This window comes from Microcoleus sp. D3_18_C4 (assembly GCF_036702355.1).
Classification (GTDB): Bacteria; Cyanobacteriota; Cyanobacteriia; order Cyanobacteriales; family Microcoleaceae; genus Microcoleus.
The window spans coordinates 1-22,669 of record NZ_JAUBTF010000037.1; the positions used below are offsets into that span (position 1 = coordinate 1).

Annotated in this window: 22 protein-coding genes; 5 read left to right on the forward strand and 17 right to left on the reverse strand. The window is 44.2% G+C overall.

Annotated features, from left to right (window positions below):
• Positions 1–485: 485 nt before the first annotated feature.
• Entirely contained in the window at positions 486–746 is a 261-nt protein-coding gene (locus QUA90_RS18325) for a hypothetical protein (RefSeq protein WP_333326833.1), read from the reverse strand.
• A gap of 581 nt (positions 747–1,327) precedes the next feature.
• Here QUA90_RS18325 and QUA90_RS18330 point away from each other — a divergent pair.
• Positions 1,328–2,416, forward strand: coding sequence for a pentapeptide repeat-containing protein (locus QUA90_RS18330; protein WP_333446955.1), 1,089 nt, complete (start codon positions 1,328–1,330; stop codon positions 2,414–2,416).
• Between the two features lie 706 nt (positions 2,417–3,122).
• Here QUA90_RS18330 and QUA90_RS18335 read toward each other — a convergent pair.
• From QUA90_RS18335 to QUA90_RS18385, 12 genes are all read right to left on the reverse strand, one after another.
• Positions 3,123–5,066 carry a tetratricopeptide repeat protein gene (locus QUA90_RS18335; RefSeq protein ID WP_333446957.1) on the reverse strand — a complete coding sequence of 648 codons (1,944 nt, stop codon included), beginning with the start codon at positions 5,064–5,066 and terminating at the stop codon, positions 3,123–3,125.
• Positions 5,067–5,450: 384 nt separating this feature from the next.
• Positions 5,451–7,610: a peptidase domain-containing ABC transporter gene (locus QUA90_RS18340; RefSeq protein WP_333446960.1), complete on the reverse strand. Its 2,160-nt coding sequence runs from the start codon at positions 7,608–7,610 to the stop codon at positions 5,451–5,453.
• Positions 7,611–8,221: 611 nt separating this feature from the next.
• Positions 8,222–8,848, reverse strand: coding sequence for a transposase (locus QUA90_RS18345; protein WP_333446962.1), 627 nt, complete (start codon positions 8,846–8,848; stop codon positions 8,222–8,224).
• Complete coding sequence (locus tag QUA90_RS30460) at positions 8,751–9,095, reverse strand: hypothetical protein (RefSeq protein ID WP_445300120.1); 345 nt, start codon at positions 9,093–9,095, stop codon at positions 8,751–8,753. Before QUA90_RS30460 ends, QUA90_RS18345 begins: the two co-directional genes overlap by 98 nt.
• 276 nt (positions 9,096–9,371) lie before the next feature.
• Positions 9,372–10,916 carry an HlyD family efflux transporter periplasmic adaptor subunit gene (locus QUA90_RS18350; protein WP_333446963.1) on the reverse strand — a complete coding sequence of 515 codons (1,545 nt, stop codon included), beginning with the start codon at positions 10,914–10,916 and terminating at the stop codon, positions 9,372–9,374.
• Positions 10,917–11,082: 166 nt separating this feature from the next.
• Positions 11,083–11,211 carry a hypothetical protein gene (locus QUA90_RS18355; protein ID WP_333446965.1) on the reverse strand — a complete coding sequence of 43 codons (129 nt, stop codon included), beginning with the start codon at positions 11,209–11,211 and terminating at the stop codon, positions 11,083–11,085.
• A 139-nt stretch (positions 11,212–11,350) separates the two neighbouring features.
• Entirely contained in the window at positions 11,351–11,479 is a 129-nt protein-coding gene (locus QUA90_RS18360; protein ID WP_333446967.1) for a hypothetical protein, read from the reverse strand.
• A gap of 134 nt (positions 11,480–11,613) precedes the next feature.
• On the reverse strand, positions 11,614–11,742 hold the full coding sequence (locus QUA90_RS18365; RefSeq protein ID WP_333446969.1) for a hypothetical protein: 129 nt from the start codon (positions 11,740–11,742) through the stop codon (positions 11,614–11,616).
• Positions 11,743–11,948: 206 nt separating this feature from the next.
• Positions 11,949–12,080, reverse strand: coding sequence for a hypothetical protein (locus QUA90_RS18370; protein WP_333446971.1), 132 nt, complete (start codon positions 12,078–12,080; stop codon positions 11,949–11,951).
• A gap of 412 nt (positions 12,081–12,492) precedes the next feature.
• The gene (locus tag QUA90_RS18375) at positions 12,493–12,618 is read right to left on the reverse strand and encodes a hypothetical protein (protein WP_333446973.1); all 126 of its coding nucleotides are present in this window, start codon (positions 12,616–12,618) and stop codon (positions 12,493–12,495) included.
• Between the two features lie 528 nt (positions 12,619–13,146).
• Entirely contained in the window at positions 13,147–13,554 is a 408-nt protein-coding gene (locus QUA90_RS18380; protein ID WP_333446975.1) for a hypothetical protein, read from the reverse strand.
• On the reverse strand, positions 13,551–14,198 hold the full coding sequence (locus QUA90_RS18385; protein WP_333446977.1) for an AAA family ATPase: 648 nt from the start codon (positions 14,196–14,198) through the stop codon (positions 13,551–13,553). Before QUA90_RS18385 ends, QUA90_RS18380 begins: the two co-directional genes overlap by 4 nt.
• A 328-nt stretch (positions 14,199–14,526) precedes the next feature.
• Between QUA90_RS18385 and QUA90_RS18390 the strand changes: the two genes are divergently transcribed.
• Positions 14,527–15,432, forward strand: a complete 906-nt coding sequence (locus QUA90_RS18390) for a DNA/RNA non-specific endonuclease (RefSeq protein ID WP_333446978.1) — start codon at positions 14,527–14,529, stop codon at positions 15,430–15,432.
• A gap of 400 nt (positions 15,433–15,832) precedes the next feature.
• Here QUA90_RS18390 and QUA90_RS18395 read toward each other — a convergent pair whose 3' ends face one another.
• Positions 15,833–16,228, reverse strand: a complete 396-nt coding sequence (locus QUA90_RS18395; RefSeq protein ID WP_333446980.1) for a nuclease A inhibitor family protein — start codon at positions 16,226–16,228, stop codon at positions 15,833–15,835.
• A gap of 181 nt (positions 16,229–16,409) precedes the next feature.
• Here QUA90_RS18395 and QUA90_RS18400 point away from each other — a divergent pair, with 181 nt between their 5' ends.
• From QUA90_RS18400 to QUA90_RS18410, 3 genes are all read left to right on the forward strand, one after another.
• Positions 16,410–16,574 carry a hypothetical protein gene (locus QUA90_RS18400; protein ID WP_333214296.1) on the forward strand — a complete coding sequence of 55 codons (165 nt, stop codon included), beginning with the start codon at positions 16,410–16,412 and terminating at the stop codon, positions 16,572–16,574.
• Positions 16,575–16,644: 70 nt separating this feature from the next.
• A complete protein-coding gene (locus QUA90_RS18405) occupies positions 16,645–17,010 on the forward strand; it encodes a hypothetical protein (RefSeq protein WP_333214294.1) in 366 nt (121 codons plus the stop codon).
• A 560-nt stretch (positions 17,011–17,570) separates the two neighbouring features.
• Complete coding sequence (locus QUA90_RS18410; protein WP_333214292.1) at positions 17,571–19,082, forward strand: pentapeptide repeat-containing protein; 1,512 nt, start codon at positions 17,571–17,573, stop codon at positions 19,080–19,082.
• Between the two features lie 449 nt (positions 19,083–19,531).
• On the opposite strand, the gene QUA90_RS18415 is transcribed toward QUA90_RS18410, so the two are convergent.
• From QUA90_RS18415 to QUA90_RS18425, 3 genes are all read right to left on the reverse strand, one after another.
• Positions 19,532–20,755: a hypothetical protein gene (locus tag QUA90_RS18415; protein ID WP_333214290.1), complete on the reverse strand. Its 1,224-nt coding sequence runs from the start codon at positions 20,753–20,755 to the stop codon at positions 19,532–19,534.
• Positions 20,756–21,027: 272 nt separating this feature from the next.
• The gene (locus tag QUA90_RS18420) at positions 21,028–21,582 is read right to left on the reverse strand and encodes a hypothetical protein (protein ID WP_333446983.1); all 555 of its coding nucleotides are present in this window, start codon (positions 21,580–21,582) and stop codon (positions 21,028–21,030) included.
• A 61-nt stretch (positions 21,583–21,643) separates the two neighbouring features.
• Complete coding sequence (locus QUA90_RS18425) at positions 21,644–22,630, reverse strand: GntR family transcriptional regulator (protein WP_333326817.1); 987 nt, start codon at positions 22,628–22,630, stop codon at positions 21,644–21,646.
• Positions 22,631–22,669: the final 39 nt, after the last annotated feature.

The window sequence follows — 22,669 nt, forward strand, 5'->3', positions numbered from 1 at the left end:
GTTAGGGCTTGGAAAAACCCCCTCGGCGTTGACCACATTTTTTTAGCCGATCCCGATGGCAAAATGATTTACGGTGGTTTCGTAGGCTGGATTCACAGCGAGGGCTTGAATCAAGCTATGAAGCAAATGAGAAGAGACTTGACGTAAAGTAGATAAAATAGAAAGCATATTGTAAATAAAAGTTAAGTTTTCAATCTCTACTATCCATGCTCTTATTAAGAGCTAAAGGCAATCTAGCAGAAACTTAAAGACTAAATCACTGAGAATTTACTAAGTGTTGTCAATTCAGATTCATTAATACTATCTTGCTTTACAGCAGCCCAAACTTTCAGAAATATAGCACTCGCTGTTTTCCAAAAAGTAAGCACTGTATATCAAACCAGCACTTATAAATATCTAAAATTCTGATAGTCGTCTTGGGAGGCTTTTTTTACGCCTCACCGCAAAAGCCTCGCACACTTCAAAGAACTCAGAACTCGATCGCTCTAAATCTTGCCTTCAAACCTCTGATGCCAGATGATATACCCCGACACGGTAATAACCAGAGTGATGCCTCCTCCTACCCAAGCCAGCATAGGATTGTAACCGCTAAGGCTGAGGGTCTGCATCCATAGATGGGTGAGATCGGAGGATATTAACCAATCTGCGACGACCGGAAAAAGATACATCAAAGATGCACCAACGATAAGCCAGCCCACCATAGAGGCGACCAGAAAGATAGTTTTGGCTGTAGATTGGCTACCCATGAGCAATTGCGGTAAAGAACTAACTTTGAGATTAGCTCTTGAGATGCGTTATGTCAGCACAGGTATAGACCGAGGTAGTGGGCGATGCAAGCGTGAAACTGTAGAATTGATTTGAAGCGAAAGGTAAAGGGCGTTGCTGATTTAGGGTATGAAGGGCTCAATATGCAAGTCAGAGAAACCAGTATCCACAAAACTTCGGGATTTTCAAGTTATTTTTTTCATACCCTGATTAAGCAACGCCATGATTGCAGTAAAACCTGGCTTTTTGTGCTGAGGAACGCGGGGAGTGGGAGCTTCCCCCGCCCTTGGCATCGCAATGCGCCAGCACCAAAAACAATAATTAGAAGCGCTGAGAAATACAGTTTTAAATACGGGGCTACCCAATGCACCGGAGGCAGATATTCCAAGAATGTTTCTAAATGGGCTAGATGAATTTACAAGCTGGCATTTGATATTGCTCAGGTATTTGCACGAAGGTACTTATAATGCAAGCCAACGGCAAATTTGAAAGCCGATCGACAGAATTTTCTCAATTTTGGCTTAGAATAAGCTGGCAAAATTCTTAGTGCGGGTAATTCAGGATGTGGCACAAAAAGAGTGTTTGGTGGATCTTGGGAGGATTGGGAGGAAGTGCGATCGCTATCTTTGCCCTAGCCAAATTTTCCCACTGGCACCGTCTGCGTAGGTATGAGAAGATTCTTGAATTGAGGGCCGTGCAATGGAGCGGTAAAAACTTAGCCGGTGCCGATTTTTCTCGGCAAGTTTTCCGAGAGGCAGATTTATCAGAGGCGAACCTACGACGGGCAAACCTCCAAGGGACAGACTTCTCTGGTGCCGCTACCCGCCTGATTGACACCGACTTGCGCGGAGCAAATTTAACCAATGCTTTGCTCTCCTATACTCAGGCTACCAGAGCCAATTTCTCTAATGCCATCCTCCAAGAGGCAGACTTAAGCAACGCTAGCCTGAATGGTGCGCGTTTTAGAGAGGCCAATTTGCAGGGAGCGATTATGATTGGGGCAAAACTGGTAGGCGCTGACTTCAGCGAACTCAAACATGATCCGGCTTATCTCGATCGAGCGGATTTGACCGATACGGGTATTACGAGTTTTCGCGATACACGGCTTTGCAACGCCACCATGACAAATGGCGCAATTTCTAAGCAGGGTTGCTTTTGGCCTTCATACGATTTGAAGAAAGCAGCACAAGCTGGGGATTGGCGATGGATGGATTCGGCAATCAGCGATCTATTTAAAGAGGCGGTGATTTCAACGGATGCCTTGGCACTTAAACAAACTGTAGACGAGATTACACCCGAACAAATCCGCTCGATGCCCTGTAAACATCTCAAAACTCTAGATCAACTTTGGCGACAAGCAAGCGGCTCACGTTTTGGGTTCGGTATCCAGCGCCAAATTTGGGAAAGTCCTCAAGTGAATCGAGATTACACGAAGTTTGGAGAAGTTGTGGGATGGAAGCAAAACGGAACCTGGCTCAAATTTAAGGATTTAACCACTAAACAGTCCGCTTCCAATAGCAGTGTTCTTCCAATCGGTCATTTTCCCTGGCACTCTTGGCAAGTCCTGGAACCTACTAAGACGGAGCCTACTCGCTTTCGCCGTGTGGGATTTGGGGAATGGATGGCACAGCTTAAAGCCTGTAAAATTTGATGCCAAGAAAGGCAACTGGGAATTCTTAGCGGGGAACTGGAAAGTCAAATCAATAAATCTGCCAAACTATCTCCTGCTTTTTCTGGCTTAGTGTACAAATCCGTTCGACCTCTTCCCATTTTGCATTGTGTTTTTCACACCAAACTTGGATGCAAGAATGGCTTAATTTCTCAACTTCATCGTAATTGACATTAGCAATTTCTGATTTCTGTTCCCTCATGACAGACAATTGCCTCTAAAACATTAACACGAATGTCCTGACGGGCTATTTTCAAACAATACCTAATATATTCCAGATCTTTGCGGTTGCTAAACCAACTCTAATGAACTTTCCTGGCCAGAAAATTTAATTCCTGTCGGTCAACCCTCACAGAATCCAGAACTTAATCCAATTGAAAGGGTCTGGGAATATATCAAACAGCAACTTGTTGGAGAAGTTTTTACAACACTGGAGCAATTGCGAGAGCGATTGAAACAAGTTCTTGGAAAAATCACCCCGCTCACAAATTAGTTCCTTGTCATCTTACAAGTTTATTCTTGAAGCCCTATTCTATACAACTTCATATTAAATTGGTATAATCCCACAAATTAGAAGTGCTGCAAATGTTATACAGCCGCTTGAAGAAATATAATTAGACAAATAATACTACCAACTTAGCTACTTTTTACCCTATATTCGTTGAACCCATAGATTGAATTCTGTCTTTCAATATGGTGGATTATTGGGAACGTTTTGAGTCTTTTTCTCCAAATCTCGTGCTTTTTGTTTAAGGGCCTTCGCTTCTGCTTGTTGACCTTTTTGAGACAGAACATAGCTTAAGCCATAGTAAGCCTTAACATAGTCGGGATTGCTGCGAATAGCTTCTCGATAGTGATCGATCGCTTCGTCTAATTGACCTTGACGCCAGAGAGTATTTCCTAAGTTAATTTGAGTCCCCCACAGGTCAGGGTTAATTTTAACTGCCTGTTTATATAGTAAAATTGCCTCATCGCTTTTACCCTGAGATGCGAGAATTAACGCCAAAGTATTGTAGGGGGGTGTATAGTTAGGAGTCAGACGAATCGCTTCACGATATGCAGCAATAGCATCCTGCGCCTTTCCTTGCTTCTGTAAATCAATGCCTGCGTTATAGGAAAGAACTGCTAAATTTTTGCGGATAACTGCATCGCGAGGATTGAGCGAAACTACTACCTTAAGTAGGGCGATCAATTCTTCGACTTGACCTTGTTTATATAAAATATTTCCTAAATTATTATAAGCTTCTATAAACTGAGGATTAATACGAATTGCCTCTTTATAGTGGAAAATAGCTTGCTGAGATTGACCTTGATTGTGTAAAGCCAACCCCAAGTGGAAGTGAGCCAAGGGAGCGTTAGGATTGAGCCGAATAGCTTCTTGGTAGTGAACCATTGCCTCTTCTAGCTTACCTTTCTCCTGCAAAGTCAATCCTAAGTAAACATGAAGGTTAGCATCATTAGGATTAAACGAAAGAACAAAACGAGCAATATTGGCATCGTATGGAGAAATAACCCCCGGTAGTGACCCAATCAACACACTTAAAGCAATAATTCCTACTCCGATAAAAACAGCGTTGGCTATTTTGTTTTGCTGCAACTGCGCTAGCCACAAACCCTGTTTAGCGATTTTTAGATTAGGATGAAAGCAAAGTGCTTGCTGAAATTTAGCTTGAGCTTGAGCGTTTTTGGCTTGTTGAAAAAAAACGCATCCTAAGCTATAGTGAGCAAAGACAAGATTTGGAGCAAATCGAATTGCTTGCCTGAACTTAATACTAGCGAGATCTAGTTGGCGCTGCTGGAGTAAGATAGCTCCAATATTATGGTGAGCTGGCGCTAAATTCGGATCGAGCTGTAGGGCTTCGGTGTAGGCTGCGATCGCCTCGTTGGTTTTTCGTTGGAGATCGAGGATAATTCCCAAATTATTATGGGCAATCGCGAGTGTGGCATCCAGTTGAATGGCTCGGCGACAGGCGGTGAACGCTTCCTTAAACTGGCGTTGCTTAATCAATACTGTACTTAATTTACAGTAAGCTATCGCATTATTCTCATCAAACCGAATTACTTGCCGATAAGCTGTGATCGCTTCTTTGGTCAACCCAAGTTGTCCTAGTGCGTTCCCTAAATTCAGATGAGCCTCCACATCGTTAGGATGAAGGCTGATAGTTTTCTGAAGTTGGGAAATTTCAGATTCTAATTGGTCTGGTGTTTTGAGAGCTAGTATGGAGTTTGTATGAGTATGGACGAGGTTAGGGTTAAGGCGAATGGCTTCTTGAAGTTTGGTAATAGCTGCAGAACGATCGCTTTGTTGGCTGAAAACTGCGGCTATGCCAACATAAGGCTGTGCATCGTCAGGATTAATCCGAATTGCTTGTTCGTAACAAGTCATTGCCGACTCTAAATTACCTTGTTCGGCAAAAACTATTCCCAAATGATAGTGAGCGTTAGAGCGATTGGGGTCGAGTTGAATGGCTTGTTGGTACTGAGCGATCGCCTCTTCTAGCTTGCCACAATCGTAGAGAACAATTCCCAAGTTAATGTAAGCTTCTGGTTCGTTGGGATTAACCTCCACAGCTTTTCGGAACGAGGCTTCTACGTTCTTGTGGTCTTTAGGGTCATAGTTGACGCTCATCATGCCAAAAAGAAAGGACTATTATTAACTTCCGTATTCTGGCACACCCCAGGCAACCAGAACTTACCCAACAGCACCAGAAATTCGCGGCTACCCCCATTGTAAGTATAAAGCCGGAATACGGACTTGCACAGGACACGATGCCAAGCACTGTAACGAAATATCCCCTGCCACCCAGAAATTTACAACTAGCAGAAAAATCGCAACGGCTGTTTGTGAGGTATTGTCAAGTTTGACCGTGACCCGATTTAGACCAAATCTTCGTTTACCTTTTTTACCTCCTATTTATCCTGCACACTTGTGTTGCTCGCGCCATCGAATCACCATCACCCGTTACCGTTTATCACTTATTCAGCAAGTCCTAATTAGCCATAGGCTCCATAGTTTTCAAGGAGTTAAGAAGTCTAAATGGTTGCCAGCCTGCTTTTGCAATTCATCAAAAGAACCTTGCCGTTTTACTCTACCCTGTTCCAGTAACACAATCCAATCAGCCCGCATGATGACTCTAGGGCGGTGACTAATCAAAATCGTAGTTTTACCTTGGCGGTGAGACAAGAGCCCATCTAGGACTTGGGCTTCACTCACTGGATCGAGGTTCGCTGTTGATTCATCTAAAATCAGGATTGGTGGGTTGGTAACAATTGCTCGGGCTATGGCGAGCCGCTGTCGCTGTCCTCCAGAAATATTGGCCCCAAACTCACCTAAAACAGTTTGATATTTATCAGGTAGTTTGCTGATAAATTCATCAATCTTGGCTAGCTGACAGGCGGTAACGATTTCCTCAAAAGTAGCGTGAGGGGAACCCAAACGAAAGTTGGCGAGAATCGATCGACTCCAAAAGTGAGGTTCTTGAGGAATTAGAATAATCTGTTGGCGCAGACAATCAAGAGCTAGGTCTTGACTGTTATAAATTCCCAGGCGAATATTACCCGATTGCAAGGGATACAAGCCCGCAATTAGCTTGACTAAGGTACTTTTACCGCAACCAGATTCTCCAATTAAAGCAACGACTTTACCGCCGGGAACCGTCACAGAAAAATCCTCGACTAAATCCACTTGACCGGGATAGTTAAAGTTAAGGTTGGTGCAAACAATATCAGCGTTTTCAGAAAGTTTTACAAAAGGCTTTTTGACATCACCCGGTTGCATTTCTGGTTGGGCATCAGTAACCTCGGTCAGGCGTTCCACAGCGGTTCTAATCCAGATAGATTCATTGATGATGACAATCAAATCAGCCATTAAGCGAATTACATTTTGCGCCAGGGTATAGGAAGCCACGAGTTGACCGATGCTGATTTCCTTAGCAATCACCAGTTGGCTGCCGAACCAAAGCATACCCACACTACCGAGATTAGAGACTACATCCGAAAAGGTGCGGTTAACAACCATAATCTGGATAGTGCGAAATGTCAGATTGGCTACCTTGCCAGAGCGACTCTGAAGTTGTTCCCACAGTTGAGGTGCGGCAGAGGTTGTTTTGAGCGTGAGTCCTCCTTTAAAGGTTTCTACCAGAATTGCTTGGTTTTCACCGTCTTCGGCTAATACTGTTCGCGTTTTTTGCCGGAGAGTTGGCAGAAACACCAGCGTTGATAGCGTCATCACTGCTGCAATTGAGGTGGCAAGCAGCATTAGTTTCCAGCTATAAAACCATAAGAAACCCAAAGAAGCCGCAGCAATAAAAAACTCGCTGGGTAAAGTAACTAAAAGCTGAGAAATTATACTTCTAATGCGTTGAATATCTCGCAATCGACTAATGATTTCACCGCTGCGATGAGTTTCATAATAAGTGAGAGGCAAACGCAGGATTGCTCGAATAAATTCGAGAATCAGCCCCAACTCCAGCCGTTGAGCAAAATGGGCGATCAAATTTGATTGCACCAATCTCAGTCCGCTACCGATTAAACTCATGACTAGAGTGGCAATAATGACACCGTTGAGCAGCTTGGTATCTCCCCGCACCAGCACATCATCAGTGAGAATTTGGATCAAGAACGGGAAAGCCAGAGTAATCAAACCCAAGAAAAGATTGAGCAGCAATGCTTCCGATAAAATGGCTCGGTAAGGCCAGATGCGCTGCCAAAATTGTCCCAGAATGTTAATTCGATCGTTTGGTTGCTCCGCAAAGCGAGTTGGGTCTGCTTCGAGCAAGAGCATGATGTAATTTTGCCAGCCTTCGGTTAGCTGATGGCGGGATAAATAACGGATACCGACAGCCGGGTCAGCGATGACGTATTTCTTGCCCTGTCGCCCGTACAAAACTACCCAGTGGTATCCCAGCCAGTGAATAATTGCCGGCAGGGGGAGAGCGTCGATTTGGTCAATAATCTCTGGTGAGGCTTTGACTCCTTGAGCATTGAAACCTAGCTCCTCCGCCCCCCGCTTCAGCCCTAGCAGCGTGGTTCCCTGCTGCCCCGTGCCTACCAGTTCCCGAATATGGCTGATTGCTAAGGTACGCCCGTAATGTTTAGCAACGGTAGCGAAGCAAGCTGCCCCACAGTCAGATTCAGCAAGCTGTAAAACACAAGGATATTTAGCCAGTCTAAGCATTCTTATTTCAGATCCAACAGAATATGCCAACATTGATTCATTATTTTCATTATGTCTTTATAACTTTTGGATGAAGTTAGTGACACTTAGTTTCTTGTCACAAGCATCGGCTTCAATCAACTGCTAAAATAGGGACTGAGATAATGTCAGCGGCTTAGATAACTGTAGTTTAGACTAAAAAATGATTGCAGCCAAAAGTAGCCGCCTTTGAATATCCGGCAAGCTGTTACTCAAAAACTCAAGAGGTATCAGATTAAATAACTAATTTTGAAGACTTTTTACGTCGAGAGACCCGTTTTTTCACAGTGGGATATCGCGGTGCTACCGTCCGTACCCTTCCTTTTTCCCAGCCGGGGGATTTTCCCCTCTGTTTAGGCATTTTTGTAGGAGTCCCAATGTCAACTAAAAGCGAAAACATTGATTGGGCAACACGTCCAGGAGTTAAACTGATACGCTTCAGATTGCCTGCAGTAATACATTCTCAACCACTAAATCCCTAGCCGTCCCAGAGTTGCCAACTCATCAATGGCATTAAATCACTCCAACGCTCGGATTGTTCGGGAGTTCTCAAATTAGGCAATGTCCAATGCAATCTTTGCTTAGCTTTCCCGTTACCAATGATCGACTCCAAAGCGTCGTAAATATTTAAACCAAACAGTTTCTAATGGTAGAGTTCGTTCTCCAACCCAAGCCAACCATAAGGGTGGAAATGGCTGACCATTTGACATGGGCTTCATTCTTTCGATCAGAATTAAATTGATTGGATGTTCGGCCGCACGATAAAAATGCAAGTTAAGCCATTGTCTGACTCGGACTTTTCCCAAATCTGGATGTTCGTCAATTTCAATCGAAGTATCCTCTTGAAGCCATGTGGTTGGGTCATTCAGCCTCATTTTTTGCCCGTGTTTTCGCGGTCTACCGCGACCACTATATGCTGGTGGTGCTGACCACAAGCAGGCATTTTTTCGGACTCTCATTAAACAATCAGCAGGGATGGAAGCTTGCGTTAGCGCCAGTACCCAACAAGCATTCCCATATTCTCGATCCAAAACTGCTAAAACTGGGTTGACGCTCTGTTCACAGACAAGTTTGAGTTGGGAAGCTGCTTGAAGTATGGGTGAAGACCCACTACTAATTCTTTCATGGAGCAGGGGTAATGCCCAACTTACGCAGAGCTTCAGGTATCCACGCAATGGTACTGTATCCCTGACCCACAATGGAGCCTCTCTGATATTCATGGGTTCTGTCTTTTAATGTTTTGGCATCTCGTCTCCCCCATGCAGTGTGGTCGATTGCTACTAATATGTGTTCGGTTGGGGGTGCTTCTTTCTGTAATTGCTCGAGATACAACTCCATCAGTTTTTTCCGGTCTGGCCTTGTGTCTTGTAATGCTTCATAGATGCTTGCCCATTGACGCTTGAATAATGGATTGAGTGAAAATTCCGCTAAACACGACGCATTCGGAGTGGTCATCACTGCATCCATGAGCTCGAAAGTGGCATCCTTGGCTTGCACCAATAATTCGTATGCTGCTCCCAGGAAAGTCTTTTAATCGTTCATTGTTCATTGAGGGAGTGGATAGGTTTTGTTTTTCACCCTCATTCTCTCCCGGCGCGGTGGCTCAAGTTCTACTTTTGCCACCGTTCTCATCTTTGGTTAGTCTAAACTACAGTAGATAAAGTTGTGAATGTTGGTACGCAAATTATATTTTAGAACAAGCAACAAAACTCCATTAATTTGAGGATTAGTTAGGCTTTTTAATTATAAATTTGTCAGCAGTCTTGCTTTGGTGAGAATAAACGTAAGTACCGTCTCTTCTGTGGAGATAATATCTGATGTAACTTCCATTCCCGATTGGATGGGATAGCGATGGCCGCTCTTCTCTAGATAAAGTTTTTCAGGTTGAAGGGTCACTTCGTAGTAGGGAGTAGCTGCACCCGCATCCTGGCTATCAGGTGTAATTGCATCGGGAGCGATCGCCCTTACCGCACCTTTGAGTGTGCCATAATCGGGATAAGGATAAGCAGAAACTTGCAATTGAGCTTTGCCCTGCGTACAGTCTGAGACTTTTTCTTCTTTGCAGACTCGAACGTGGCCAATATCTTGAACTGCCACACGAGCTTTAATGACAAGGGAGGCATTACTTGGAGCAATGCGGGCAATGGATTCTCCAGGGCGTACCACCTGACCCGAATTTCGCAGTTCCAGTTTGAGGATAGTACCGTCGGCGGGGGCGGTAATTACCGTTTTTTTGAGTTCGATACCAATTTGTTGGAGTTCTTGCAGATCCCGGTTGATTCGATTTTGGATTTCATGGCGGCTTTGAATTAGCGCTTCTCGTTCTTTTTTTAACATCGCCAAACCTGCTTCGCCCTTAGATTTTTCTTGGGCAATTCGTTCAGAAGCGATTGCTACAGGTGCGGCGCTAGGATTAAGGGCAGCTTGAACGACTTTTAATTTAGCGGCAGCTACTTCAACGGCTTGCTGTTGTTTCTCAACGGTTCTTCTTTGGCTTTCAATGGCTTGTCGTTGCGTTGCCACCGCTGCTTGTTCCCCAGCAACGGCTTGTTCTTGCTGTTCAACAACTCGTTGGGTTTCTTCTAGTAAGTCGAGGGAAATTGCTCCAGATTCTCGCAACGGTTGATAGCGATTTTGCTTAGAAACGGCTGCTTTAAAACTTGCCTCTGCTGCTTTTAAATTCGCCGCTATTTTCAGTAAATAAGCCTGTTCTTTTTGCAATTCTTCTTGGGCTTTTTGCCTTTCCAGTTGGGCTAATTGAAAATTAGCTGCGGCTGCTTCAACTTCGGCAACTGTGGTCAGTTTTCGTTCTCGATATTCCTGTTGGTTGCGGCTTAAATCGGCTTCGGCGGAAGCAATTGCGCGTTCCATCCCCCAATTTTCTGCTGCGATTCGCTCCTCTGTAGCGGTAACTTGAGCCGAAATTTGACGCAGTTGCAGTTGATTTTGCTGGATATTTCCTTGTAATTGACTTTTTTTAGTCAAAGATTGGGACGAGTCGATAACTGCGATCATCTCTCCCTGTTTTACCGCCATGTTCTCTTTCACCGGAATACTTTCGACCCTGCCTTCTGTGGCTGCTTGTACTATCTGAACTTCTCCAACAGGCCGAACGGTGGCGGTAGCTTTGACGGTGATGCTGTATTTCGTAACGGCGGTGAGGGTGAGCGCTGCACCAACGCTTCCCATCAGCAATATACCGCCTAGGGTTGTCCAAAGACTTATGGAAGGCAGAAATTCATCGCTTTTGGCTGGGCGGAGCAGGTCTGGGTTGGAATCACTAAACATACTTACAAGGGTAGAGCACCAGGATGCTGGCTAATAAACAAATAACCCAGAGAGGAAATAGAAATATTGCTCTTTTGTTACTAGAGCAATCCTCTCCGGGTTAACTTTTTAGACTTTTGAACAGCTACTAGGTAGCGCCAATCTTTACTTGATCAGTTGCTATCCATCAACCGCTCCATACTCTTTGAGTTCCGCCGTTAACGGAAGACATATCTTTGTCGGTCAGGGTCACTATTGGCAAATTGGTCAAAGGTAAGGTTTTGCCTAATTTATGGGATTGCTTCTTATTGTCCATTCTAGAATCCTCCATTTTTTAGTTAACTTTAACAAATTGGAGGGGAAGATTAGTAGTTTTCACTACTTCCCTACTTTTCAGAACTTGGGGTGAATCCCTCGTTTACTTAGCCCCTTCTACCACTCACCTTAGAGGTTGATTAACCAGCCCATGAATTGTAACCTCCGCCGTTAACGGAAGACATATCTTTTTCTGTCAGGGTAACAATTGGCAAATTTGTCAAAGGTAAGGTTTTGCCTTGTTTCTGGGATTGCTTTTTCGTGTTCATTATAAAATCCTCGGTTCTTGAGTGAATTGTAACAAAGTGGAGGGTAAAAAAAGTGGTTTTTTACTCCTTCTTTTCATAACGAGGGTTTAAACCCTCGTTACCTTACTCCCTCCTAAAGTTGCCTTAGAGGTTGATTAACTTGTCCATGCGTAACCGCTGCCGCCGTTGACGGAAGACATATCTTTTTCGGTCAGGGTGACGATTGGCAGTTGTGTCGTAGGTAATGTTTTGGCTTGTTTCTGAGATTGCTTTTTAGTGTCCATTGTAGAATCCTCGGCGTTTGAGTGAATTGTAAGAAATTGGAGGGAAAGATAAGTATCAAGAAAGTAATTGTTTTCCGAACTCGGATTAAATTATTCGTTACCTTAGCCCTCAGACTAACCAACTTAGAGGTTCCTTTCCTCTAAATTGGGTTGATTTGTCTACTGCCACTGACAGGAGACATATCTTTTTCGGTCACACACTTTTTCTAGTCGCCACCGGGCATACCGATCCGCCCTCCGTTGACCGAAGACATATCTTTTTCGGTCAGGGTAACAATTGGCAATTTTGCCAAAGGTAATGTTTTGGGTTGTTTCTGAGATTGCTTTTGATTGTCCATTGTAGAATCCTCCAAATTAAAATGAAGTGTAACAAGTTGGAAGGGAAAGAATCCGTTGGTTTCTCCTTATTTTTAGAACTCGGATTAACGTCCTCGTTACTTTAGCCCTTCCTATCAGCCAATAACCTTAGAGGTTGCTCAACCTCTAAATCGTATTAAGTTGCCCACCACCATTGACGGAAGACATATCTTTGTCAGTCAGGGTAACAATAGGTAGTTGTGTCAAAGGCAATGTTTTGGCTTGTTTTTGACTTAGCTTTTTATTGTGCATTGTAGAATCCTCGGTGTTTGAGTAACTTTTAACCAATTGAAACGGAAGGGAAGTATTAAAAAACTAATTCTTTCAGGACTAGAGTTTAATGCTTCATTTCCTTAGCCCGTCTTACGAGCAACCTTAGAGGTTTCTCAACCTCTAAATCGCATTAATTTGTGCGCCGCCGTTGACAGAAGACATATCTTTTTCAGTCAAAGCGACAATAGGTAGATGTACCTGTAGCTGGGTCGTGACTTGTTTCTGGGATTGTGTCTTGGTTTTCACTGTTAGTTCTCCTGAGCTGAGCAATATCTACATTAGTCAAGAGATACATTCCTCATTTTGTTGGCCCGGATGATTCACCAGATTGTTTGCTAAATATTTTTTTCAGAGAGCCTCACCGATAATTGTCCACCTAACTTACCCAAAAGTCAGGACAGTTGCTATATAGCCCAATGGCTTACTCTCTGGGACTTTGAGCCACTGTGAAACATTAAATCAACGTTAGCTCCCCCCCTGACGCGGCATTTAATTCGAGTTTTTTACAATCCTTGCTCTGTAAAGCTTGTAGTATCGTTCCAGAAACAGTCCGCAGTATTAATAGATTGAAGGCGCATCCATGCGATCGCGAGCTGGATAGGGACGAACACCCTTCCACACAAACTAACAAATTCTGCTTGCCCTGGTGTGGAGGGTTCAATCCCTGATTGGCCGGATGGTTAGTAGGCCGGCTACTATGTCACCAGCCCGCTACAAGATTTGATGGTTGGAAGAAGTTCTTGAGCACCTTGATGTGAGCTAGAACAATCGCTTTTATCCCTCCACTTCTTTCAATCCATCCTCCAGCAGCATCCGCACAATATCCACTTTCTTGCGCCCCGTCCTGGCGGCCAGCATCGACAGTTTACGGTGCAGGGATTCCGACATATCCACAGTAAACCTGACCGTCGCTTCTTTATCGGGTACTTGGAGTCGGTGAGTCAGACTGCTCTCCTTTGATTGAGCGGGGACTGATTCTGCTGCTGATGCTTCTGGCTTCGGTGGTGTTAGAGCGGGCAATGCAGCTTCGAGTGTTGGCGGTGTTTCCCTTATTAGTGATGCTGCGGGTGTTAGTGCGGGCGGTGCAGCTTCTGGTGATGTTGGTGTTGATGCAGCTTCTTGACTGCCGAAGACAAACGCTTCGAGAGCGCTGTCCAAGGGTTTACGTTTCTTGGTACTCATTTCAACACTCCCATGATTTCCTTGAACAATCGACCGTACTCTTTCCCGGAATCTTTAGCAGGTTGACCGCCCAAATCCCACACCGTAGCTGCTTGACCCGAAGAATCAGCAATCACTTGTTTTTGGTGAATCACTGATTTGAGCACTTTGATGGTGGGTGCAAGTTTCCCTAACAACTCCATTGCTTCGGTTTTGAGCTTCGTTCCCTTCACCGCACGGCTGAGAAACATGACCGCTTTGGGCGGGCCTTGCCTCACTGATTGAGCTTGTTTGATGAGTCTCACCGCATCGGCGGCTGATTGTACGTCGATACCGCTCGGTTGCACTGGAACCACCGCTAAGTCAGCTCTCATCAAGATTGCCCTGGTCGCTTCACTCAACCCAGCAGGGCCATCCACTACTACATAATCCACCGTTGCTGCTAACTCACCCAATTGCTCCAACAAGTCATCGGGACTTTGGATTACTTGACACGGAATTGGTGAATCCATCTTGCTACACCACTGAGAACTAGACCGCTGAGCATCGGCATCCACTACCAACACGCTCTTGCCCTGCTGTACAAGCCAATGGGCGTAATGTACGGCTGTCGTGCTTTTGGCGCATCCACCTTTCTGATTTACGAAAGCTACAATTGCTGCCATAATTCCTTTTTGCATCATTTACTGCATTATTTACTGCATTACTGAAATACTTGCTACAGTAGTTTAGCACTTGTATTGGCATTTGCTATCAAAACAAGGTTACTGAGCTATGGGAACCAATCTGACTCTTCTGGGTAGTTCTGCTGTTAACGCACTTCTACAACCTGCTAGCTTCACACATTAACTACTTACTGCATTCATTACTGCATTACTGAGATACTGAATAGATAAAGTAGGAATGGTAATGAGTAATGAGCCAGAAGCACCAGTGTCATGACGCTGTAAGCTTGCAGAGTAGGGGAAACAAGCAAGTGCAGGAGTAGTGGCAATGAGGCAAGGTTATCAAGGATGGGCGATTGCTCTGATGTTGGTAGGGATTCTTAGCGGCTGCAACCTGACTGAGCCATCACCACCCTCTCGACTTCCTCAAATTGGTCGCGAAAAACCAAGCGTTCAACGTCCAACGCCCAAACCAGGAACCAGAGAACCCATCAGCTCAGCCATCAACAACCGCAACTTACTCCTGGGCAATCCCAGCAATGCAGCTTCGAGTGTTGCCAACATCGACAACTACCTGATGGTGAAGCCGCAGTTTGTGCTTTCCTACAACAGCAAAACTAAAACCGCCAATTGGGTTTCGTGGCAACTGAACCGCTCTTGGATGGGAACAGCCGATCGCCAAGACAACTTCCGGCCTGATGATGCACTCCCGGATACTTGGTACAAAGTGCGACCAACAGATTACACCGGAAGCGGCTACGACCGGGGACACATTACACCCAGTGCCGACCGTACCCGCAATGAAGCAGACAACAGCGCTACTTTCCTGATGACCAATATGATGCCCCAAGTGCCAGAACTCAACCGAGGTGTTTGGGGTGATTTGGAAGAGTATTGCCGCTCACTCGTGCAGCAGGGCAAGGAACTTTACATCATTGCAGGGCCAGTGGGGAGAAAAGGCAGCATTGGCAAAAAAGAAAAGATTGCGGTGCCGGCAAGGAATTGGAAAGTTATCGTGGTGATGGATAGACAAGGATTAGGGATGCAGGGAATTAGAGCCGACACTAGGACGATCGCTGTGATGATGCCCAACGATGCCAGCGTCAAAGGTTCGGGATGGAAAAGCTTTCGAGTTTCCGTGGCAAAAGTTGAGAAGGAAACAGGGCTGAACTTCTTATCGAATGTGTCTCCCCAGGTTCAGCAGGTGATTGAAAGCAAAGTGGACAGTCAGTAAAGAAGGGATACAACTTTTATCAAGTATACTTTTTTGCTTGATAATTTTAACCAACTGCATTAATATTTGCCATTACGAATCCGTAACAACCAATCCATAAAATAAACTTGATTAGCCAGTAAATTCTGACATTATATTCTCGATCAAGGAACGACCAGAGGGGAGGAAAAACAATTAGCAGCATAAGAAAGGAAGCTATAATACCCATCTGGTATGGCTTGTTCTCTGTGTAAGAGAGGAATAATAAAATCCCTAGCATACCAAAACTGTAAAGAGAAGCAAGCCAACTAAATACTTTGCCGGGTTTGTTCATATTACAACTTCTCTTCCTGACTCTAATTATGGTTGCTATGTAACTCAATGATTAACAAACAATCATAGTTCATCCTGTCTGTTGCAATCAAGTCTCGACCAATTTCGTAGACAGCCCCGCCAATCCGCCACCGTCCGTCTCCCCGACGATGTAGACATCAATCTCAATGCTGCCAACTCGGTAAACTTGCAATTGCGATAGGTTTTGCTTCAACACGCTCACTAAGTTCTGAAAGCGCTTCGCCGTTTCCTCTTCCTCTTCATCGTGCCAATCTTCTTCTTGAGTGGAGATCGCAAAGAACTTATCAACGCTCACTAATTTTACGGGAGCATCGGGTGGATGGTTCGTCAATTGCAGCAACTTCGCTGGAGTGAGTTCTCCCTGTGCCGGCCAATGAATGACCTCAAAAGGGGCATCGGTTTCGCTTCCGAAGAGTAAGCCCTCGGAAGCTTGTTTGAGTTGGGTGGCGATCGAGTCGGTCATAGTGGCTGTTAGTTAGCTAAAAATAAGGCAAGTTAGAACCTTTAGGGATGAAGAATTGGGGCAAACGCATCCATCAACGCTGGCTGGATAATCTTCCACAAGTGTAAACCATCGCTGTCTGTAGGTTTTGGTCTCCCAGCAATTCTAAAACCGTCCTGATGTGGCAACCAGGCTCTAGTAAGTGAGTAGAATTGGTCAAGCTTGGATGTATGCTGGAGTTTTACCAGACTTGTCGAAGCACGATGATGCGATGGCTCAGGTGGCGTTTGACGAGGTAGTGCGAACGGCGGATAGCCTCAAAGAAAGTGGAAGTCGTCAGTTCGTTCACCAGTTGCGAGTGCAGTAACTTCAGGGCTGATAAAGCATCTGATTTACTCCTATTATTCTTTAACCTAAAAATTAGGGGAGCTAGCAGTATGACAGCAAAGATTTTATGTCCGGGATGGGACAATCTCTCTAAGGAGCAAAAAGAGCTTGCAACAGAATGGATTAAGTCACTCATCAGCTTCAGAATAACTACGGTTCAATTATCTGATTCTCTTTTCGACGAGTCTTCAGATAACTCCTTAAATCCAATAGATAATGCCATCAAAAATTTTCAGTTTGAGGTGGTAGACTCTTCAAGTACGTCGGAAGGAATTAATATTAAAAGAATTATTCCACCAGGAGTATTTGATATACCAGACCGCCCCCCTGACGCTATTCCTCAATTAGTATGCCTAGTTAATTGCTGGAGAAACGGTCATGCTGACTGTGACAAAAGGTGTAGTGAAGTAGGCTGATAATTCAGTAGCTTATCATTATTTAAGAAATGCAACGACCGCATGATGTAGGGTGGGCAGAAACCTGTTTTGATTTTGCTGTTTTACAAGGAATAGATTTTACTAAGGTAAACCTTGAAAAATCAAAGTTCCATAATGTTAATTTTGGAATTAAATGGAGCTGGCAAGTTTTCCTGCTTTTTGCAACACTACTGTTAGCTAGCTTAGCTGGTTGTTTCCTAGGAGCAGGAAGCTTACTAGCAACGGGATTATTGACAAAATCTTCATTCCCTTATGGGGTTTCAGTTTTACTTTCTTTAAGTATCACATTATTTAGTAGTATACGAAAAAACTTTGTTCTGGGAACTATTATAGGTATAGGAGCCTTACTGCCACTTCTATTATTATCGATCACTCTGCCTTCCCCAACGAATAGCCTTGACGTAAGTGTTCCTTTTTTTTTAGGATCTGGAGCCATAGTGTTAGTTTCAATAAGTATAGAACTAGCCACTTTATCGCTAATTTTATTGAGAGTTTCACTAGGCTCTATTGTGATAGCTACTGTAAGTACATTTATCCCAATGCTTGCAGTAACTATTATAAGTGTACCCCTAACCAAAGTAATGCCGATCGTAATTGTAACTATTGCAATTTCCTGGCATCTTAGCCAGAAAGCACTCACTTGCAGTTTGGGTGGATTATGGAGGCTGCAAGCAGTAATAGCAATAGTGACAAGAGGAGGAAATTCCTTTAAGGGAGCCAACTTAACTGATGTAGACTTTACTGGTGCAACGCTTAAGTTTTGCGACTTCCGAGAGGCTAGTCTTACTTGTACTCGTTTCTATGAAGTTAAAGCACTTAATTATGCTCGTCTAGACAATACCTACCTTGCCAATCCGCAAATTCGGCAACTGGTCGTCACACTTAACGGACAGGCTCAAAACTTTGATGGTTTGAATTTGGAAGGAGTGAACCTACAAGGTGCAAATCTACAAGATGCCAGTTTTATTGGAACAAACCTCAACAACGCTAATTTGCGGAATGCTAATTTGTCCAGAGCCATCCTGAAGCAAGCACAACTCGATGGTACAAATATGACGGGAGCAATTCTCACGGGAGCTTGTATCGAAGATTGGGGGATTACAGGTAGCACCAAGCTAGAGGACGTGCAATGCGACTATGTATTCATGCGCCTGGAAACCAAAGATAATCCCAACCGATTGCGGAAACCGGATAACTGGGGGGAAACTTTTGCTCAGGGTGAGTTTGCTGATTTCATCAAGCCTTACGTGGATACTCTAGATTTGTACCACAGTCAGGATATTGACCCCCGCGCTATCTCCATTGCACTTAAAAACTTATCCACCAACCATCCAGAGCAAGAGCTGCGGTTTGTGGCTATCGAACGGCGGGGCAACAATGGCTTGAATCTCAGGTTTACAACTGCGCCAGGAGCCGACAAATCAGAGTTAAGCCATCAGTATTTTAGAGATTACGCTCGAATCAAGAAAGAATTGCCGCTTGCCGTTCAGCTAAAACTGGCCGAACAAGATGGTGAAATTCGTACACTTAAGGATACGATTGAGCAGTTTATCGAAACAGGTACGCATCAATCTAAGATTCACGCAGAAACAATTCAAATCATTAAAGGAGAATTAGTAATGACTCAAAACAAAGGAATCAACATTCATTCAGGGGGTGGCAGCATTGGCGACATCAGCGGGTTAGTTGGCGGTGATGGAGTCGTTAATTTGGGCACGATTAGCGGCAGCGTGACCAACACTCTCAATCAGTTGCCCGATTCCTCGGAACCTTCGGAACCCAACATCAAAGAACTCCTGGCACAACTCCAACAAGCCATCGAAAGTGATTCCGATCTATCCGACCCCGACAAAGTGGATTTATTAGAGCAGGTGCAAGCTTTAGCAGAAGCTAAGCAAACAGAGGAACCTGCTAAAAAACAAGGGCTGACACGGAAAGCGAGGAAGATGTTTGAGGCAACATTGAGCAGTTTGCCCCAGACTGCCAGCATTGTAGAGGCGTGTACCAAGTTATTACCCATGATTCTGAAGGGGTTAGGGTTGCCTGCTTAACGTTGCAGTATTTGTAGGCATAGTGCAAGATACCCCTATCCGACTGATTGGTATTCAGGATATGCACCTGATGATGCGATTCAACAGACTGCTGAAAGGTTACTCATTCAGGTGCAATCAAGGGCTTTGAAGCTGAAGTAATTGTGTGTTAAGCTCCGGTAGTTTGCTGGGGCTTTCTGAAAGCATTGACCGCTTACACATCAGGTCTGGTTTAGAGTTGATTAACTGACTAATTTTTCAAGGGTGACGTGGATTTCAATAAACGGGAAAGGGGAACGGAGGTAAGTTAGCTCTCAAGTATAAACCAACAACCAGAACCCATCCCCACAACCAAAACTCCCATTCTTTTAGGAAATTGCCGAAAAGCGTTATCAATAAAGAATTAAAGACCTTTTAGGACAGCCCAACTTTTCTGTTAACTAGCTGTTCCCTAATTCTCAAACAGACTGCTAAACCACATTAATTGTTTGACCGTTGGTTAGACGGCTGAAGTCATACTTTGTGCTACCAGCTATGAGTTCTTCAAACTCGGAAGTTATCAAAATGTCATTTATCCCAACGTCATTAAGCTGAGTGAACTTCACCGTTGTTCCCGATATACCGACGGTATAACTTCTCGACCCCGACGTTAATTCCAGTATGTCCTTACCGTTTCCACCATTTAAAACACCACTACCAAAGCCCTTAAAATAGTCTTTACCATCTCCTAAAAATACGCTACCAATCTGATTATATCCCTCAAGAATGATGGAGTCGGTACCATTACCAGTATTAATGCTACCAAAGTTGTAAAGACCTGCCTGGCTAATGGCAGTGATTATGTCGTTACCATCACCAGTATCGATGTTGCCGCCTTCCTCGTTCCAAATACCGACACCACCACCGATAATGTTAGTGCCAGTGATTACGTCATTGCCATTGCCAGTATCCATAGATCCAGAGTTGCGGATCCCCCAGCCATATAATTCGTTGGTAGTGCCAGTTATTATATCGTTACCGTCCCCAGTATTAAAGGTGGCCATAAAGTTGTTGATGCCACTCCTGCCAATACCCGTGATTACATCATTCCCTTTTCCAGTATCGAGGGTGCCACCGTAATTAATAAATATACCTAAATCCTGGCTACCAGTACCCGTAATTGTGTCATTACCATCACCAGTATAGATAGTGCCATAGTCGCTTTGAATTCCCACACCGACCTGGCTAATACCAGTGATTATTCCCTCAACAGTGCCAGTAATTATGTCATTACCATCCCCGGTATTTATGGTAGCATAGTGGTTATAAATACCAGCAGTAGGAGAGTTATAGGAGCCGGGAGTTTGGAGAATTCCTGTGATTATGTCGTTACCATCATCGGTATGAATAATCCCATAGTTGTTTAAAATACCAGCATGGGAATCGTAAAGGAATACGTCATCGCCATTGACGGTGCCCGTGATTATGTCGTTACCGTGGGCGGTATTAAGTGTGCCGTTGTTATAGAATCCGCTAATATTAACAAAGAAAAAATTGTTGCTGTAGACTCCGGTAACAATTTTCCCCGTACCAGTAATTATGTCGTTGCCACCAAGAGGATTAGCAACACCTGTATTGAGTATTTCCTCGACCCCCGACGCGGGGACAATATCCGCCCGATTGGTAAATGTTAGATTTGACAGTTCAATCGCCATAGCAAGACCTCTGAATGAAGAGAGAAATGAAAGTAGGTTAGATGTTATCCCTTATATTTGTAACCCAAACTACAATACTCTATTTTATATTGTTTTATTTCTTAACAGATTCAAAGCTATTTTTATGAGAAAGCTAGCTCCGAATGTGGTTTTAGTTCATAATAAAATTCAATAATGGACAACAAAGGTTAAAACAGCAATTTTGTCAGCAGGTTCTCAAGTAAGCTATCGATCGCTTTCACTTTTTCTTACTGCGGGGGAATTTGAGCAATTCACTTACCAAACGGTTGTCCCCACCACTGCCAGCATTCTTTGTTAAATGGCGACTTCCACTTATAGATAAGCTCCAATTCTAACTGGAGCCGTTGTTTTCGGTTGCTCGGCGCTCCATACCAAAAAGCTATGGCTACACTCACATTCAGGGAGTAGCGACGATGCAGTTCGATGTAGTTGGCAATGTAGCTGTGGCAATCGTGGCTTATCCATCTTTGCTTGGGAGTGCGCTCTGTTTCTCCTACATACAGCAACAATGGAAGCGCGTTGTCGATAACGAAGTAGAGGCAAGTGCGATCGCCCCAATCGGGTTTCTCACAAAAGGAGAGATTGTGCAGTTCCAAAATAAACGGGTCAATGCTGTTGGAGTCACAGGCACTGGGTGCGAGCTCGAACAATGTTCCTTGTTGCGGTTGTTCGGAAGCAGCAAATTGTTGATGTTCGAGGATGCGCTGTTTCCAAGAATGCAGCCTCTCGGAACTCATCGTTAATTGAGGCAATTTAACAGAATATTTTGGTTGAAATTCAGGAAAAAGTTCTAGTTGGTGTGGCACGAATTCAAAGGATTGTTGAGGATTAATGTTGTGATAAAGAGGATAGTTAATGCAACCAATGTTACATTACTTTTTCCATCTCTACCGCAATTAAACGAGCTTGGAGTACGAGCAAATTCACCGGGTCGATGCCGATGCTGAAGGTCATTAATTTCCCAGTTGGGGGAATGTACCTGTTCAATTGATTCTCAACTTGGCTCGAACATACCACTAAATCAAATCCTGGGAGTTCTGCCACATTATTTTGTACAAATTCTAAGGTAACGGCTTGGGATTCTACGTGATGCACGTTATAGTCGATAATTTGCTTCATTGCTTCGCTGCTGCTTTGTTCTTGACACACAAACAACACCTTGGCATTGCGGGGTAGCGATGAGATATGGCTCAATAACGGCATATCAGGTTGCACTTCAATTCCGATTACTTCCTTATTGGGGTCAGCTATCTGAGCTACATCCCACAGGTTTTTGATGGTAGTGACGATTAAATCTGCCGACAATAATTGTTCCAACGCGCCCGGTTCTTTTGTGTGTAAATGCGTCCAAGGTATCGATACGAAAGCTAATCCTGTTGCTGCTTCTAAACGCGCACTGATATCGATACTATCCGGGTAGAAGTTCACGAAAGCTACATTTATTTGATGGCGCTCGACCATGACTGCTTGAGCGTAAGCTGCTGCTGAAAACTCGGATGCGGTTAACCCGTATTGAGATGCTGAATGAAAAGCTTGACTGAGCAAGTCGTAGAAGCTTTTGCGAGCAACCATCTGTCTGATGAAAGAAGAATCGGCAACCACCGTTCTTTTACCTCGGTTGCCTACGAAATATCCCAAAGCAATCAGTTCGTTGTACACCTGCGCCACAGTGGTGTGATTCACTCCTAAGTGTTTAGCTAACTGGATAATCGACGGCAAAGGTTGATTCGGTTTGAGATTACCGCGCGCAATCAATAACTTAATTTGTTCGGTGATTTGAGCGCCAATGGTGACGGGCGAAGCAGTATCTACAACAATAAACGGTAAAACCGGGTCTGTCATACAAGTTGGCATAATTCTTTCTCATATTATTGATTCATACTTTACCCAGTG

Coding starts and splice junctions, on each gene's coding strand:
- QUA90_RS18365 (WP_333446969.1), bottom strand. CDS start 11,742: ATGGACACTAAAAAGCAATCTCAGAAACAAGCCAAAACATTACCTACG.
- QUA90_RS18415 (WP_333214290.1), bottom strand. CDS start 20,755: ATGGCGATTGAACTGTCAAATCTAACATTTACCAATCGGGCGGATATT.
- QUA90_RS18390 (WP_333446978.1), top strand. CDS start 14,527: ATGAGGCAAGGTTATCAAGGATGGGCGATTGCTCTGATGTTGGTAGGG.
- QUA90_RS18370 (WP_333446971.1), bottom strand. CDS start 12,080: ATGGACAATCAAAAGCAATCTCAGAAACAACCCAAAACATTACCTTTG.
- QUA90_RS18325 (WP_333326833.1), bottom strand. CDS start 746: ATGGGTAGCCAATCTACAGCCAAAACTATCTTTCTGGTCGCCTCTATG.
- QUA90_RS18345 (WP_333446962.1), bottom strand. CDS start 8,848: ATGAATATCAGAGAGGCTCCATTGTGGGTCAGGGATACAGTACCATTG.
- QUA90_RS18385 (WP_333446977.1), bottom strand. CDS start 14,198: ATGGCAGCAATTGTAGCTTTCGTAAATCAGAAAGGTGGATGCGCCAAA.
- QUA90_RS18395 (WP_333446980.1), bottom strand. CDS start 16,228: ATGACCGACTCGATCGCCACCCAACTCAAACAAGCTTCCGAGGGCTTA.
- QUA90_RS18380 (WP_333446975.1), bottom strand. CDS start 13,554: ATGAGTACCAAGAAACGTAAACCCTTGGACAGCGCTCTCGAAGCGTTT.
- QUA90_RS18350 (WP_333446963.1), bottom strand. CDS start 10,916: ATGTTTAGTGATTCCAACCCAGACCTGCTCCGCCCAGCCAAAAGCGAT.
- QUA90_RS18425 (WP_333326817.1), bottom strand. CDS start 22,630: ATGCCAACTTGTATGACAGACCCGGTTTTACCGTTTATTGTTGTAGAT.
- QUA90_RS18405 (WP_333214294.1), top strand. CDS start 16,645: ATGACAGCAAAGATTTTATGTCCGGGATGGGACAATCTCTCTAAGGAG.
- QUA90_RS18330 (WP_333446955.1), top strand. CDS start 1,328: ATGTGGCACAAAAAGAGTGTTTGGTGGATCTTGGGAGGATTGGGAGGA.
- QUA90_RS30460 (WP_445300120.1), bottom strand. CDS start 9,095: ATGGATGCAGTGATGACCACTCCGAATGCGTCGTGTTTAGCGGAATTT.
- QUA90_RS18340 (WP_333446960.1), bottom strand. CDS start 7,610: ATGCTTAGACTGGCTAAATATCCTTGTGTTTTACAGCTTGCTGAATCT.
- QUA90_RS18355 (WP_333446965.1), bottom strand. CDS start 11,211: ATGGACAATAAGAAGCAATCCCATAAATTAGGCAAAACCTTACCTTTG.
- QUA90_RS18410 (WP_333214292.1), top strand. CDS start 17,571: ATGCTTGCAGTAACTATTATAAGTGTACCCCTAACCAAAGTAATGCCG.
- QUA90_RS18360 (WP_333446967.1), bottom strand. CDS start 11,479: ATGAACACGAAAAAGCAATCCCAGAAACAAGGCAAAACCTTACCTTTG.
- QUA90_RS18335 (WP_333446957.1), bottom strand. CDS start 5,066: ATGATGAGCGTCAACTATGACCCTAAAGACCACAAGAACGTAGAAGCC.